Genomic DNA, 15570 nt, shown 5'->3' with positions numbered 1-15570 from the left:
CGCCCGACGCGCCCGGGTGGCCAGGCCGCCCTCGCGAGCTGGACTACCATCTGTCGGCATCCCCTGCCCTCCTCTGCCCAAGCAATCAACCCTTATGTCTTTGCAGGTTCGCGCGGCTTGTCTGACCAACTATGTGGAGGTCGCCCAGTCTTGTGGGTTGGACCCCTGGCGCCGGCTGGCGCTCGCAGGGCTGCCCCAAGCTTGCCTGGAGAACCCCGATCTGCGCATCCCCATTGATGCAGTGAACCGCCTGCTGGAGGATTCGGCCCGTGTCGCCAGCCAGGAGTGCTTCGGACTGCTGATGGCCAAAGAGCGGCGGATCTCGAATCTGGGTGCGGTCGGCTTGCTTTACCGAGAAGCGCCCACCGTGCGTGCGGCGATGCAGATCGTGGAACGCTATCGGCACACGCACAACGAGTCACTGTTGCACCGCATCGAAGAGGCGGCTGGGATCGCGATCATTCATGAAGATCTGATGGGGGCGGGACAGGCGTCGTTTCGGCAGGCCACCGAGTTGGTCATCGGTGTGGTGATCCGAATGCTGCGTCTGTTCCTGGGGGCAGACTGGAAGGCACGGCGCATCTGCTTCACCCACGAGGCCCCCGCAGATCTTTCGATTCATCGCAGCGTGTTGGGCCAGACGCCGGAGTTCAACTGCGAGTTCAATGGCATTGTGTGTACCAGCCAGGATCTGGACACCGCCGTGCCCTCGGCTGATCCGGTGATGGCCGATTACATCCGGCACAAGCTGGGTGTGGACAGTCTGGTGCAACGCACGGTCAGCGACGAGGTCAGACAGATGACCCTGACGCTGATGCCACGCGGCCGCTGCACGGCGGAACATGTCGCCGCCCTCATGGGCATCTCGCGCAGCACCCTGAGCCGGCAGCTGGTCGACGAGGGGCAAACCTTCAGTGCGCTGGTCCAGTCGGCCCGGATGGAACTGGCGCAGCGTTATGTGGCTGAGCGACGGCGCTCATTGACCGACATTGCCCAACTGCTGGGCTTTGCTCATTCAAGCGCGTTCTCGCGTTGGTACAAGCAGACTTTCGGCATCTGTGCCGCCGAGCAGCGGTCGCAGGTCGGTGATGCCGCCCATCGCACGGCAAAGCCAGGCACCTGAGGGCTCGCGCGCAGGTGACGCAGCGGATACCCCACCCCGGTACATCGTCATGCCGAATCGACCGAGTTGCCCATTTGCCTTCGATGTTTCACGGGCCGGGGCATGGCTCTGTATAAATTCAATAAAAACAATGAGTTGAAGCATTATTCAGATGTCATGGATCAGCTTCACAGGGAAATGTTTCACGCGATCTTTATTCGGCATCGGCATTTCGGTATCATGATTCCAAATTGATACCAATATGAGCCAAAAAAGACTACTTTCACTGCCTGCGCTGCAAGAATGTCTGAACCAGGAGTTGGACAACCTGGGGCCTTCGATCGCCACACTCAAACGCTGGGCCGCCACCGGATTGTTGGACGCCGCCAGGCATCATGAGCCTGCCAAGAGCGGCCACAGCCAGCGTGTCAGGTTTGACTTGGCCACAGCGCGGCGACTGATTCTGGCCCGCTGGAGCCCGAGACGAGATGCCGGCGCCCCGATGGCCGGGCAAGATGCGGCCAAGCCGGGCGAGGGCCACTCACCTTCTGGAAACCAGGCCCTTGCAGCCCACGCTTCGGCACAGGTTGCAGCCCCCATGGTGGCGCTGCCTCTGGCCGATTTTCAAGCCATGCAGGCTCATATCCAGCGGCTTGGAGAGCAAGTGCAGCAGGCCATGGGCAGCTTGCGAGAGATCCAACGCGATGCGTCCGACTTTCGGGTGGCTCGAATGGCGCTGATGCGCAAATACGACGAATCCAACGCCATGCAGTTGCAGTTGATCGCCGAGCTCAAATCAAACCGGGGAGGGAGTACGGACGGCAGGGGCGGCGATTCGATCTTGGAGCTCAGTCGAATTGCGGCAGGCATCAGTCGCTTGTCGGACAGGGTTGCCAGCCTGGAGATGAAGCTGGATGAAACCAACCCGCCCTCAAGGCCACGCTGATCTACCCCTTTGGGGACACTCAAGACAATGATGAAATCAATGAAATATCTGTGATTTCAGTCATTGATCAGCAAAATCGATTCCGTGCATTGCGTTTTGCCCCTGGCGCCATCGACGATGGACTTCGTGGATCGGTTCCCCGCAGGCTGCCACATCGCCCCACCCACGACCAGAACTCCTTCTAAAAAAATACATCCCGCAACACCCAAAACGAGCAAAAGAACCCAATAGAAATTGGGCACGACAAGCGCTTCTTTTTTTTGGGGGGGGGGCAAGCCGAGCCTTTCGCATCCAACAAACGGCATCGGCGGGTTGCGGGTTGCCACGACACCGACGTTGCGAGGGGCCGCCCCGACCAACACCAAGCGGATGCATTGAACTTGCGACGGTGATTTTGACCATCAGCACACGCGTCACATCATGCAGACGAACACACTTAGCAATGCATCTTGGTCGAGCATGAATGGGGCCCTGCCCGCTCCAGCATCAAAGATTTTCAGCCGCGCGCCACCTCAACAACTGCGCCCTTCACAAAGGCGCATTCATTTCACCTAGGACATCCACCACCCGAAGAAAGAGCAAGCCCTTGCCAGACCATCAAGTTCACAGGGATAGTGGTTTATACCTTTGCCCCAACCGCGTGATAGCGGCAGATACGCTCAATTTGCGCCCGCATTCAAACCTGACGACCACCGGCTTGAATGCAGTCCGACAATTGGCGCCTGTAAGCCACGACCTTCAACACCACCCAGGCGGCCCCGCCACCATTTCAACAAGCCCGCCCCGAACTCAAGCAGCAAACTCTGCCAGGCATAGGCCAAGGGGCGCGACGCTCTGAGCAGTCGGTCGGGCGGGCGGGCGGGCGGGCGGACGACTGACTGACTGCACGGTGCCAACCACGGACCCGCCAACAATTCGCACCCATCCGGGCCTGACAACGAGCAGTCGAACTGACCCTACTCGGCCTGACTCAACGCATCGGCGACGCACTCCCTCGCCGCAAGAAGAGATCAACACAGCCCCATCACCCATCGACATCGGAGCGCCACCGAGAAGCACAGCAACGCGCAGCCCAGACATTCACGCGTGAATAGGAGCATAGGCTGTTGGGCTGTTGGGCTGTTGGGCTGTTGGGCTGTTGGGCTGTTGGGCTGTTGGGCTGTTGGGCTGTTGGGCTGCTGGGCTGCTGGGCTGCTGGGCTGCTGGGCTGCTGGGCTGCTGGGCTGCTGGGCAATCAAGCGTTGGCGCTGCAATGAGGCTCTCTACACGCAAACACCCGACCCCGCACGAAGCCCGAAGGCCATCAACAGCTCATTCACGCGTGAATACCCTCAACCTCAACCTCAACCTCAACCTCAACCGACCAAAATCAATCCAACCCGTCAAATTAATGTGATTCTTTAATTTTCATACAATTTATTTAGATAAAATAGACGAGGCCATTTCATTCACGCGTGAATAGACGCACAGAGGCATAAGGGGTGCTCATGACAGCCAAAATCGTTACCGTGTTCAACCAAAAGGGTGGATGCGCAAAAACCATGACAACCATGCAGTTGGCAGGCACTTTGGGCTTGCGGGGGCTGCGGGTTTTTGTGGTGGACATGGATCCCCAGAACACCGCCGCGCTGTGGTTTCATCAAGCGGCTGCAGAAACCCCTTTCCCGGCAGAGGTGTTGTCCATGGCACCGTTGAAGGAAGCCTTTCTTGAAAAGCTCTCGGCCATCGCAGAAAAGTACGACGTCATCATCATCGACTGCCCGCCAGCACTGGGATCGCGGGTGCCATGGGCGGCCTTGGTGGCATCGGATCTGGCCATCATTCCAGTGGTCCCCGTCATGGACAACGTTTGGGCATCCAAGCAAGCAGAAGAGCTGGTACTGGAGGCGCGCCAAGCCCGCGCCTCCCGTGGGGGCGATAACCTGAAAGCGGTGTACCTGCTCAGCATGGTTCGCCGAGGCAATATTTTTGACAGTTGCCTGGAAACGCTCAAGTCTGGCGCGCAGATCCCTATCCTGAAATCCACGTTGGCAATGCGCAATGTGTTCCCCGAATCTCAGCTTTATGGTTGTGTTGTTCGCTCTTTTGGCAAGTCTGTGGCGGCATCGGAAGTCGACGCCTTGGTTGACGAGGTGACGGGGTTGTTGGAAATGAAAGTATCTAAGGCTAAATAAAAAATGAATATTAAAAAAGGTGATATGGCTGCCCGTGCAGCCCTGGCCGCCAAGAGTGCGCCAACCATCGGGGACCGACTTCGCCATGCCCAGGACCTGGTGCACACGCACCCTGCGGACGAAACCCCAAGATCGTCGTACAGCCCGATCGGGCTGAATTCGCAAGCGCAGGCCATCCCAGAGGTGCAGCCAACCAATTCTTCAGGGGCTCGCTTCGAAAAGGTGGCCATTGAACTGATCGACGTCAACCCTTTCAACGCACGCCATATCTACCGACCTGAAAGAGTCAGTGAGCTGGCAGCAAGCATCAGTGCCCATGGTCAGGAGATTCCGGGGCTGGCTGCCAAGCAAGGCGGTCGTTACGTGTTGGCTGCAGGTCACTATCGGCTGCGGGCTCTGAAGTTGATTGGCGCAAAAACCATGGACCTGATGGTCTATGACGCCTTGAACGATCGTGAGTTGTATTCACACAGCTATCGTGAAAATGCCGAACGGGAAACGCAGACTGCGCTGGACAACGCGCTGTCATGGCGATCCTTGCTGGATCAGGGTGTGTTTGCCAGTGAAACCGAGATTGCTGAGGCCACAGGCCAATCACAGCCCAACGTGAACAAAACCTTGGCGATACTGCGCCTTTCGCCCCCAGTGCTCGAGGTCCTCAAAGAAGACCCCAAGGCATTCGCCATGAGCGCACTGTATGAGTTGGTGCTCTATGAGCAGGCCGTTGACACCCCCAGTGCGTTGGCCATGGCCAAGTTGGTCAAGGACGGGGAAGCCGGCCGCAAGGAAATTCAGGAGGCAAGGGCAAAAGTGCAGTCTCCACGGGAGCGCAAGCGCAAGGAGATTTCTCGTCAGTACAAGATTCAACGCAACGGACAGCTGATTGGCCACCTCAAAGAATGGGACTCGGGCAAGGTGTCGTTTGAAATTGTCCTGGCCGATACGACTGACCGGGAAGCATTGGTCGCAGAACTGCGCAGCAGGTTCGACCTGGCCGAAACACCGAACAATTCCGGACCCGCGGCTGAAATCCTGAGCTGAGTGCCAAACTGACCGGCTGACCGGGACATGGGGCTCACGGTCACGTGGCGCCATCGGCGCCGCTGCTGCTTCAATCGAATGAAGCAGCAGCCTCCCCATCAGAGTGGGGGCTCCACATCCCCCAACAAAACCCTCACCTTGGCTTGAAGCCACCCGAATTCCTGCCCCTTCGGGAAAGGTGAGGTTGCAGCGGGGGGGCGTCAACGGCTCGAACGCTTCCCCCCAACAAAAAGCTCACCTTTCGAGATTTTTCAGCTTCTGACCGGCCACAGACGGGTATCAACGCGCGTTCAAATGGAAGGAATTGACCAGTTTGAACAAGGCGACCCCAACAAATAGCTCACCTTGCCTCGTCACAAGGCAAATGGAGTTCTACAGCGCCTCGTACCGGACAGAACGTGAAGGTTCAACGCGGCACCATTTCGTACCCACAACACGCCGGCGTTGATGGCAAGACCCTCTAGGTGAGCATTTTGTTGGGGGAGGGCATTGCTTGTTTTTTGGACCCCAAAAAAACTCTCACCTTTGCATCTGAATTCAAGAGATATGAGGAAATTCAGGTCATTCTGTGAAAGCCAGCACTTACTTTTTTCAAAAATACCCCCAACATTTCTCTCACCTGATGGTCTTGGGTGAGAAAAATGTTGGGCCTGGAGAGAAGACGCTGCATCAGATTTAGGCTGAAACACCTAGATCGGAAATCTTCCACCAAGGTGAGCGTTTTGTTGGGATGACAGCGTATCGAGGCCATCCGTGAGCCTTCGAAAGGTGAGACTTTTGTTGGGTCCTTTGCGTGGATTTCGACATCAGGAACAGGGCAAGGTGAGCCTTTTGTTGGGGTATCCGAAGGGTTTTAAGTCGAAAAGGTGAGACTTTTGTTGGGTGCCCATGGGTCAACGAAAAGAGAAGCCCTTAACGCCCCCCAACAAAAGTCTCACCATTTGAATTTGGACGGCAAAGAAGGCCGAACCCAACAAATAGCTCACCTGAAACCTGATCACCGACCATGTCAGACCCCCAACATTCCTCTCACCAAAATTTGACACACATCACCAGACTGATCCCCCAACAAAACTCTCACCCAAGTGCCAGGGGCAGCTCAGCACCCAACAAACCTCTCACCTCTCAATGAACACCACGACAGGACACCCCCAACATAAAGCTCACCTAAGGAGGTGCAGGCGACTTGATCTCGACCAATTGACTGCTCGGTTCAAGATCAAAGCGGTCAAAAAGGCCAAAAACCTTGCGTCACGCCATGAGCCAGGGCACATTGCCACCGGGAGGCCGCAATGAATCTGAAAAAAATACAGCCCCAACAAAACACTCACCTAAGGTGCATTTATCCCAACAACTCACTCACCTAAGTACAACAAGCGACTCACCTAAAGTGCGCAACGCACAACAATCCACTCACCTTGCCACAACAAAAGTCTCACTGCATCCCAACAAAAAACTCACCTCGATGCCCTGGAAGCCGCGCCAGATAACGATCTCCGCCTTCTCTATGTCTTTTCTAAGTATTCAAGTGTTATCTTCTAAACACTCTACCGAGGGTGTTTCGTGACTTGCGTCAGGTGAAAAAAATCAAGTGGTAAACTTTCACCATGGCCACGCGACGCAAGCGAACTGAAACCCCTTCCGAAAGTCTGTTCGATGAACAGGACTTCCACGAGCACCCGGAAGGGTTCATGGAGGAGGGGCCCCAAGACAGTCCCGCCCAGCAGGCGGCCCGCAAAGGGGCAACCGCTGTCGCGCAGGTGGTCCAACAGCCAATGCCAAGCATTGCGCTCAAACCCATGAATGGGGCCATCACCCGCCAGATGATGCTGACCTGGCTGAAGATCGTCAGAGAAATCCAGCAGCAGCCCAAAGCAGACACCTACAAGATTCCCATGCCGGTCCTGATGGACTTTCTCGGGGACAAGAGCAACTACGAACGCTTGAAATCGACCCTCCGATCTCTCAATGCCGTGCAGGTCGAGTGGAACGAAGTGAATTCCGGCGGTACTCAATGGACCGTCAGTAGCTTGCTCTCGCAAGCCAAGATCATTCGAAGCCCTTCCCAAAACATCGTCGAGGTCAGTCTTCCCCCCGACATCAGTCGGGGCGTGCGTGAACTTGAGCAGTTTTCCGAACTGAACCTCATCATGGCCCGCGAACTGAAGAATCAGTCGGCCTTGAACTTGTACCGAATTGCGGTCGCGTACGAAACCAACCCGTCCAAACTGACCTTCCGCAAACCGCCAGAGGAATGGGACATGTACTTGAGGGTCAAGCCCCAAGGCCATGGAGCGGCGTTTGAATACAAATACTTCAAGCGAGACACCTTGCTGCCGGCCATTGAAGAAGTGAACCGGTTGACTCACCTGAACTTGGAGTTGATCGAACACAAGGAAGGTCGTGTCGTCGTCGAAATTCAGTTCAGGATTGAACCCAAGACCGTTGAAGTTCTCCCCTTGTTGCTGGGTGATGCCGCAAAAGAGGCGATCAAGGTGGCGGAGGCTGAATTGCGAGTCCTGGGGTTGAAGGCCACCGAAGCCATTTCAATCGTCACCACCTACGGCGCCGAACGTGTGATGGCGAATGTGGCCTATGTGAAGCAAAGAAGCGCCGCGGTGTCAGAATCAGCCGCCTTGCGCAACCCCACGGCGTATCTCAAAGCCGCCATCAAGAACAACTACGCAGACGGGATGGTGTTCGAAGAACAATCCGCAGCAACCCAAGCGCCTGCCCAATTCAATCAGGCACAGACGGAAAGGGATGCAAAGCGAGCGCGGTTGGATTTGGTGTCACATCGCCGCACAGAAGCACAAAACCTGTTCCTGGAAATGACTCGTCGGGAAAGTGACAACATCTGGCACGAGTATTTGAGCCAGATGGAGTCGTTTGGGAACAAGACCCTTGCCTCAACCGCCAAGAGAAAAGGGTTGGAGGCCAAGATTGTCCAAGTTCATTTTTATGACTGGCTGGCCGTTCGCCTTTGGGGTGAACCAGATGACAAAGCCGTGGCTGACTTTCTTCAAACCGCTTCAGGAACCAAAGTCTGATCCAGCGCTGCTTCAGCTGATGTGTGCTTGTTAAACCAGTCTTTGCCGACATCGAAAAGATACATCAATGACGGGGCCCGGACCCCATGTGGTCCGCAGCTTCAGGAAAATCCTTGACCCGGGTTCCATTTGGCATGCCGCCAGACACTCTCACGGTTCTTAAGACCAGCGAAGGTAGCGATCTTGTCGACGGGCCATTTCTGGTCTAGTTTTTCTCGGATCACGGTGTTGCGGATAACCTGCGGGCCACAGCGCAATGGCAACGGCAGATCCGCCTGTTGAGCGGCGCTGACGATGGTTCGGCTGACCAAATGAAACAGAATTCGCACAGAGATCTGGTTGGCACGATCAGACAAAAACACCCATTCCCGCGCGTCGTATTTGGCCTGCAATGCCTTGGCAGTCAGCCAATGATCCATTGCATTGCAGAGAGGTCTTGAAAATTCAATTGTTCGCTCTTGGCAACTACGTGACCCTCGAATGTGGGCGCCTGTCACCCTTGAGGTGACGCTCCCACGAAGCTCTGGCTCTTGTGAATCACTCCACACCAGATCAGTCATCCGCATGTCGCGCACCTCTTCACTGGTCAACCCGTGTTCATAAAGCAGTCGCAAAATGACCAGATCACGTATTCCGTAAATGTCACAGTGCCCAGTCTGCGGAAAGGCCAGAGGCAATGCGCGCCACAGAGCGGGGTCAAGGATCGTGGGATCATCATTGAGTTTGCGGGGGCGATCAGACTCGTGCATTTCGCCGGTAGGCACATGTTGGCAAAGCCCTAGCTTCGATGCATGGTCATAAACCCAGTGGAGCAACTGCCAGTAACGCTTTTGCGAGACCTCGCTCACAAGTCTGACCCTGCCATCATCGGTTTGGGCTCGCCGTGCTTTGAGCTGCTTCAAAAATTGAGCCACATCAAGTGGACTGGCGTCCATCCAGTGCACGGCACGATGACTTAAATGCCTCAGCCACAATGTCCAGATGCTGGTATATAGGCGGCGTGTCGCGGTGGCACACACGGGGTCGTAGGGATCTCTCTGGCGAAAAGCCAACCAGAGGTCAAAAAAATCGTCACCCGCGGGTCGTGGATTCGTAGGGTGTGTTTGCATCGGGCGCACAGAGACTGATGTTGATTCAAGAGGCACCGTCATTCAACCCCGACGGTGCCCAGTATTGCAGCATCATGGCTGATCAGGGCGGTGGCAAGCGCCTGCCCGCGGTTGGGGCACGCCATTTCTCCAGAAGGGTGGCTCCTGCGGGAGATCCCATTCTTTGGGCCACCTCAAAAAATATTCACGCGTGAAAGATCGTCACAGCCAAGTACTTGATGGTCCTGTACCGCTTGACAGGGCAACGGTGGGCCTGGACGTCGCATCCATTGATCAACGCGTCAGCTTGGTGTACAGGCCAAAACAAAGCATGCCAACGATGGCAAGAACGACAGCGATCAACAAAAGGATGAAAAAAATGTCCCCCGCTGTGGCATGCCGAGAGTGGGCGGAAGAGGGCGAATGGGTGGATGTTTCGCTGTGCGCGTGCGGGGGCTGGGAATCTGGGATCATTTGAAAAAAAGTGAAAGCCAAGCGATACGGGATGACCCAAATTTCATTCTGAGGCTCGATTTTTATATCACCGGTGCGTACCAACAGGATGACACAGCGCTTTCTGTGGTGAAAACGGATGTCGACTGAAGACGAATGCCGGTCTCAACGCCATAGACATCCTGAAATGATCAAAAATGTTGTTTCACAAGTAACTCCGCCAGCAATGTATCTCCCAGCCTAACGACAGCACCGGGGCGCATTGAAGGTATTTCACATTGCGCAAAGGACTTTTCATGCCGGCCTATCTGATTGTTGACACACACCTTCACGACCCTGCGCGCTATGAAGACTACAAAGTCAAAGCCAAACCGCTTGCCGAATCGTTTGGAGGAGAATACTTGGCACGTGGAGGTGCCATGGTGGTGAAAGAGACGGATCTTTGGGCTCCGACCCGGGTCGTCGTGGTGCGATTTCCGGACGTGGCTTCAGCCAATCGCTTTTACGACTCTGCGGAGTACCAAGCGATCCTGCCGATCAGCAAAGCGTCTGCCAAGCGAACAGCGTTTGTGCTAGAGGGCATTTGAGGACATGAGGCCTGCCCAAGCACTCTGAAGTGCGCTGTCTGTCTGCCGGCAGATTGATTCGAGTCAACCTCCAGGCGGGTGGCCTTCGCTATTCTTCGACCCTGCTGGATGGGTGAGATGCCACAAGGCTTGCTGCGCAGAATTCAAAGCGTTCACTCCAAGGGGATCTGGCATCAATTTTTTGCCCAGGTCGCACCTTATGAATTTCCGAACGCCGCTCAGGTATGCCCTGAGCGCTAGCTTGCTTCTCTCTGTCTCGTCGTCGTGGGCCGCCGGGCCAGATCGGTTGACCCGCGTCGAGACCCAGCACGTGCTGCGCGTGTGTATTTGGCCCGATTACTACGGAATCTCATACCGCAACCCCAAGACACAGCAGTTGGCGGGGATCGATATCGACAACGCCCGCGATGTCGCGCGGGATTTGGGTGCGACTGTGTATTTCGTCGACAGTTCTTTTGCGACGCTGGTCGATGATTTGGTGTCGGATCGCTGCGATATCGCCATGTTCGCGATTGGAATCACGCCACAGCGCAAAGACAAGTTGCGCTTCACCCAGCCTCACTTGGCAAGTGATATCTACGCCATTACCACCAAAAGCAATCGCCGCGTCCAGCGTTGGGAGGACATCGATCGGCCTGGCTCGGTTGTGGTGGTGGCCAAAGGCACGTTGCATGAATCGGTGATGAAGGACAAGTTGGTGGCCGCAGAGCTGCGCATCGTGGACACACCTGCCGCCCGGGAGCAGGAAGTGCAATCCGGGCGTGCGGATGTCTTCATGACCGACTATCCGTTCAGTCGCCGCATGCTCGATTTCAATGATTGGGCCCGTCTGGTCACCTCTCCCGAGACGTATCACATTACCCCATACGCGTGGGCGATGGCTCCCGGTGATGTGCGCCTGCAAATGCGTGTCGATCAGATCTTGGCAGACATGAAACGGGACGGCCGATTGCTGCTCAATGCTCGCCGCTATGGTCTTGAACCCATCGTAGCCAAGTAAGTGGCTGTTTGTTTGTGCGAATGATTGAATCGCTTCGGCCCTCTGTGGCAGCGCGCCCCATGTCGACGGCTGCCCACAAAAGCCCCCTTCTTGGGGCACTGTTGCTTGCGTTGTTCGCTGGCTGGTTGGCCGCATTGGGCTTTGTCTTGTGGAAGTCCAGGCAAGACGCACTCGACAATGCTCTGCTCACGGCCGAGATTCACGCCAGGAATTTTGAGGAGCATTTGACGCAGACTCTGCAAATCGTCGACTTCAGTGCCCTGGGATTGAGCGTTCCTGCGAATGCGGAGAAGGCAACGCCTCGGTTGCTTGACATATTGCGCCCATCGCCATCGCTGCGCTCACTGTCGTTGGTGGATGAGCATGGCCGTGTGGTTGCCAGCTCCGATCCGGCGAATCTTGGCATGGTGGTGGACTTGAAGGTCTATTTCCCCATGGCGCAACCTGATGCGGATGTCATCCGCATTGGTCTGCCTGTGTCAGGACGGGACTTATATTCTGCTCGTCAGCATCAAGCGGGCAGTAGCCTGGAGCCAGACCAGCCATGGTTCGTTCCGATGGTGAGGCGATTGCCCGGGGATTCACGCCGCCTTTGGCTGCTGGCCAGTCTGAATCCTGATTACTTCATCAACCACGCTGCACGCTTGTTGCCCAATTCACTCGGCCATGTGCAATGGTTGAGGTATGACGATGTACTGCTGATGTCGTCCAGCAGTGTCGAAGAGCCTGGCAAGGCTGGGATGGCCGGACGGGTGCCGGATCTGTTGAATGCGACTGAAAGCGGTACGTTGCGCCAAGTGCTACCCGATGGCCAGACTGTATTGAGTGCCTACCGGGCGTCGAGTCGTTACCCCATGGTGCTGGCAGTGCAAATGCATCAGGACGCGGTGCTGACAGCTTGGGTTGTGCAAACCCGCCAGCTATTGAGCGTCGTCGTTCCTACCCTGCTGTCGTTCTTGTGCGTTGGCATTGCCCTGGTGTGGTGGCAACGTCGGTTGGATCACAAAAAGGCAGAACTGGCCGAACAGCGGCGACTGGCCGCCAGCGTCTTTGACAGCAGCACCGATGCCATCATCGTGACAGATGCAGAGGCTCGGATCTTGTCGGCCAATGCTGCGTTTGAGCGGGTGACTGGATTCAGTGCGGTTGAGGCCTTTGGGCGGAATCCTCGTTTTATGGCCTCGGGGCAACATGATCTTCAGTTTTTCGCGCAAATGTGGCGAGAAATTCTGAAGGTCGGACGTTGGCAAGGGGAGATCATCAATCGCCATAAGGCGGGACACACATACACCGCCTTGTTGCGAATCAACGCCGTGCGAGACGAGAGTGGGCAAGTCAGCCACTACGCCGGCTTGATTGCTGACGTCAGTGAACGCAAAGAGGCTGAAGAGCGCCTGCAACTGGCTGCCAGCGTGTTCACCCATGCCAATGAAGCCATCATGATCACGACCGCCGATGCCGATTTGGTGGAAGTCAATGAGGCGTTCGAACGCATCACCGGGTATAAGCGTGAAGAGGTTCTTGGGCACAACGCTCGAATGCTCAATTCGGGTCGGCAAACACAAGCCTTCTATGCGGCCATGTGGGAGTCCTTGCGCCACGATGGCCGTTGGACCGGGGAAATCTGGAATCGGCGCAAGTCTGGTGAGGTCTTTGCAGAGATGCTGACAATCAATGCAGTGATGGGGCCTGATGGTCTGCCGCTCAGATATGTCGCCCTGTTTTCGGACATCTCGGTTCAAAAGCAGCATGAGATGCAACTCGAACGCATCGCGCATTACGACGCACTGACGGGGTTGCCGAACCGCGTTCTGCTGTCCCTGCGCCTCAATGAGGCCATGCGAAAGACTCAGCGCAATGGCAAAAAGTTGGCGTTCGTATTTCTGGATCTCGATGGATTCAAGGCCGTCAACGACGGCTTTGGTCATGACAAAGGCGACAAACTCCTGCTTGTCTTGGCTGCGCAATTGCAGCAGGCCCTGCGAGACGGAGACACCTTGGCTCGCTTGGGGGGTGATGAGTTTGTCGCTGTGTTGGGGGAACTGACCGATGCCGAGGAGGTCCTCCCCATTCTTGAGCGCATGCGACTGCGTGCATCACAACCGATGCGAATTGATGGTCTTGATCTGGAAGTTTCCGCCAGCATGGGAGTGACTTTCTATCCACAGGACGATGATGTGGACGCCGATCAACTACTCCGGCAGGCAGATCAAGCCATGTATTTGGCGAAGCTGATGGGACGCAACCGCTACCAAATGTTTGACGCTCGGCAGGACAGCCAATTGCAAGGCCAGCACAAGGCCTTGGCCGCCATCGGTGAAGGGTTGCGAGACCATGCATTCGAGCTGTATTACCAACCCAAAGTCAACATGCGGACAGGCCAATTGGTCGGCGTGGAGGCGCTGATACGTTGGCACCATCCTCAGCAGGGCTTGCTTTTGCCTGCTGCATTCATGCCGGCCCTTCAGGGAGAGCCCCTCCTCGTCCAGGTCGGCGAGTGGGTACTCGACGCCGCGTTGGATCAATTGGGGCGGTGGAGGGCGCAGGGGTTATCCATTCCGATCAGTGTCAACGTCGATGCAGCGCATCTGCAGCATCCGCAATTCATGGAACAGCTGAAGGCCGCGTTGACACGACACCCCAAGCTCAAGGCTGGTGAACTTGAATTGGAGATTCTCGAGACCAGCGCGCTAGACGACATCCCGACAGTGTCACGTTTGATGCGTGAGTGTCGCGACATCGGAATTGGATTTGCGTTGGACGATTTCGGGACGGGCTATGCATCACTGACCTACCTGCGCAGGTTACCGGCTCACTTGCTGAAGATTGATCAGAGCTTCGTGCGCAACATGTTGGAGGATCCAGAAGACTTGGCCATCTTGGAGGGGGTGCTGGGGCTGGCCAAGGCATTCCGCCGCAAAGTGATCGCTGAAGGCGTGGAAACCGTTGCACATGGTCAAGTCTTGCTTCAACTGGGCTGCGATTGGGGCCAGGGCATGGCTATTGCCCCTCCGATGTGTGCCGCGCAGGTGCCTCACTGGTTAGCGTCGTGGCTGCCTGATCCTCGATGGGGCGATTCAGAGCCGATCGTCCAGGCTATGGACCCTGCGGCAGCTCACGCATGAGCGCTGTCGTTTCCACCTTCTTTACCCAAAAGCAGACAGGGGAGCGCCTGCCGTCATGAGTTTCTGCAATAGCCAGCAAGTACAGTCCTTCAGGCGATCTGACCAGGAGGTTGCTGGCGCATCCAAGGGTATTGCGGGCCAAGGCCCATCGTGGACAACGATGCATACTTCCCGTGACTGGATACTGATCTCCACATTTTTTGAACGCGTCACCCATGCCTAATATGTCTTCTTCTGACCCGCAAGTTCCCAATCAACCTGAGATCATCCAGCGTAGGGTCAGCCCATGGTGGCGCTTCGTCGCTATCTCCATGATGGTTGTGCTATTGGTGGGGTGGGCAGCGAGTGCAAGCATGTACGAACAATTGAAGGCCCAGATCGGACACCTTCAAGCCAAGCTGCAACTGGTTCCCCAAGTTCGCTACATCTCCGTGTTATTGGACGATAAGCAGCAAGCGGCTCTGCTGGTGACTTTTGATCCCGGGGCGGGCATGTTGCAGCTACAGCGTCTCAACAATGTCACCGAGGGCCCGGAAGACAGCATGCAGGTGTGGGCATTGGAGGCTGGGAACAAGCCGCCGCGTTCCTTGGGCCTGGTGCTGAGTCGCTATAAGACCCTGCAGTTACCTGCAAAGGCTACCGACCTGACTGGTGTCACTGAGCTTGCTATCAGTGTCGAAGAAAAAGGAGGCGTCAATGACCGCCAGGGGCCGCGGCTTCCTTATCTTTTCAAAGGCTGGTTGGTCCAAAAAGCGATCTGAAGCGACGGCTTCGTTTCTCACGTTTGGTCGGGCCCACCGGCAACACGTCGACAGATCACAAAAGGGGTGGCATGCTTGTCATGCGGGTCTCGTCGCTGTTGGGGCGAAAAGCCAAAGCATTCGAAATTTGGCCGATCGTCATTCGGCTGACATTTTCTGTGTATAATAGCGGGCTCGACTGCACAGAACAGTGCTTAGCGAGGTGGCTGGGGTCTGATGGCTCTGGGTGCTTGGTTGAGTGGA

10 protein-coding genes are annotated in these 15570 nt (G+C 56.1%); 9 read left to right on the top strand and 1 reads right to left on the bottom strand.

From position 1 onward, the window contains the following. Window positions 1-94 precede the first annotated feature (94 nt). The 5 genes from AC3WUT_RS12820 to AC3WUT_RS12800 all read left to right on the top strand — a co-directional run bounded on the left by AC3WUT_RS12820 (window position 95) and on the right by AC3WUT_RS12800 (window position 8313). A complete protein-coding gene (locus AC3WUT_RS12820; protein ID WP_492347459.1) occupies window positions 95-1123 on the top strand; it encodes an AraC family transcriptional regulator in 1029 nt (342 codons plus the stop codon). A gap of 577 nt (window positions 1124-1700) precedes the next feature. Continuing rightward, on the top strand, window positions 1701-2048 hold the full coding sequence (locus AC3WUT_RS12815; RefSeq protein WP_492347458.1) for a hypothetical protein: 348 nt from the start codon (window positions 1701-1703) through the stop codon (window positions 2046-2048). A gap of 1487 nt (window positions 2049-3535) precedes the next feature. Beyond that, on the top strand, window positions 3536-4222 hold the full coding sequence (locus AC3WUT_RS12810) for an AAA family ATPase (protein ID WP_492347457.1): 687 nt from the start codon (window positions 3536-3538) through the stop codon (window positions 4220-4222). Between the two features lie 3 nt (window positions 4223-4225). After that, entirely contained in the window at window positions 4226-5263 is a 1038-nt protein-coding gene (locus AC3WUT_RS12805; RefSeq protein WP_492347456.1) for a ParB/RepB/Spo0J family partition protein, read from the top strand. Between the two features lie 1607 nt (window positions 5264-6870). Beyond that, window positions 6871-8313 carry a replication initiation protein gene (locus AC3WUT_RS12800; protein WP_492347455.1) on the top strand — a complete coding sequence of 481 codons (1443 nt, stop codon included), beginning with the start codon at window positions 6871-6873 and terminating at the stop codon, window positions 8311-8313. 101 nt (window positions 8314-8414) lie between these two features. Here AC3WUT_RS12800 and AC3WUT_RS12795 read toward each other — a convergent pair whose 3' ends face one another. Then, entirely contained in the window at window positions 8415-9248 is an 834-nt protein-coding gene (locus AC3WUT_RS12795; protein WP_492347804.1) for a tyrosine-type recombinase/integrase, read from the bottom strand. A 902-nt stretch (window positions 9249-10150) separates the two neighbouring features. Between AC3WUT_RS12795 and AC3WUT_RS12790 the strand changes: the two genes are divergently transcribed. From AC3WUT_RS12790 to AC3WUT_RS12775, 4 genes are all read left to right on the top strand, one after another. Beyond that, a complete protein-coding gene (locus AC3WUT_RS12790; protein WP_492347454.1) occupies window positions 10151-10441 on the top strand; it encodes a DUF1330 domain-containing protein in 291 nt (96 codons plus the stop codon). A gap of 241 nt (window positions 10442-10682) precedes the next feature. Continuing rightward, entirely contained in the window at window positions 10683-11441 is a 759-nt protein-coding gene (locus AC3WUT_RS12785) for an ABC transporter substrate-binding protein (RefSeq protein ID WP_492347453.1), read from the top strand. Window positions 11442-11500: 59 nt separating this feature from the next. Continuing rightward, complete coding sequence (locus AC3WUT_RS12780) at window positions 11501-14566, top strand: bifunctional diguanylate cyclase/phosphodiesterase (protein ID WP_492347452.1); 3066 nt, start codon at window positions 11501-11503, stop codon at window positions 14564-14566. Between the two features lie 215 nt (window positions 14567-14781). Continuing rightward, entirely contained in the window at window positions 14782-15327 is a 546-nt protein-coding gene (locus AC3WUT_RS12775; RefSeq protein WP_492347451.1) for an anti-sigma factor domain-containing protein, read from the top strand. Window positions 15328-15570 lie beyond the last annotated feature (243 nt).

It is taken from the genome of Curvibacter sp. EU05-FHT14A10, assembly GCF_058791075.1.
The sequence above is the reverse complement of the archived record's forward strand: the minus strand, read 5'-3'. Positions and strand labels throughout refer to the sequence as shown.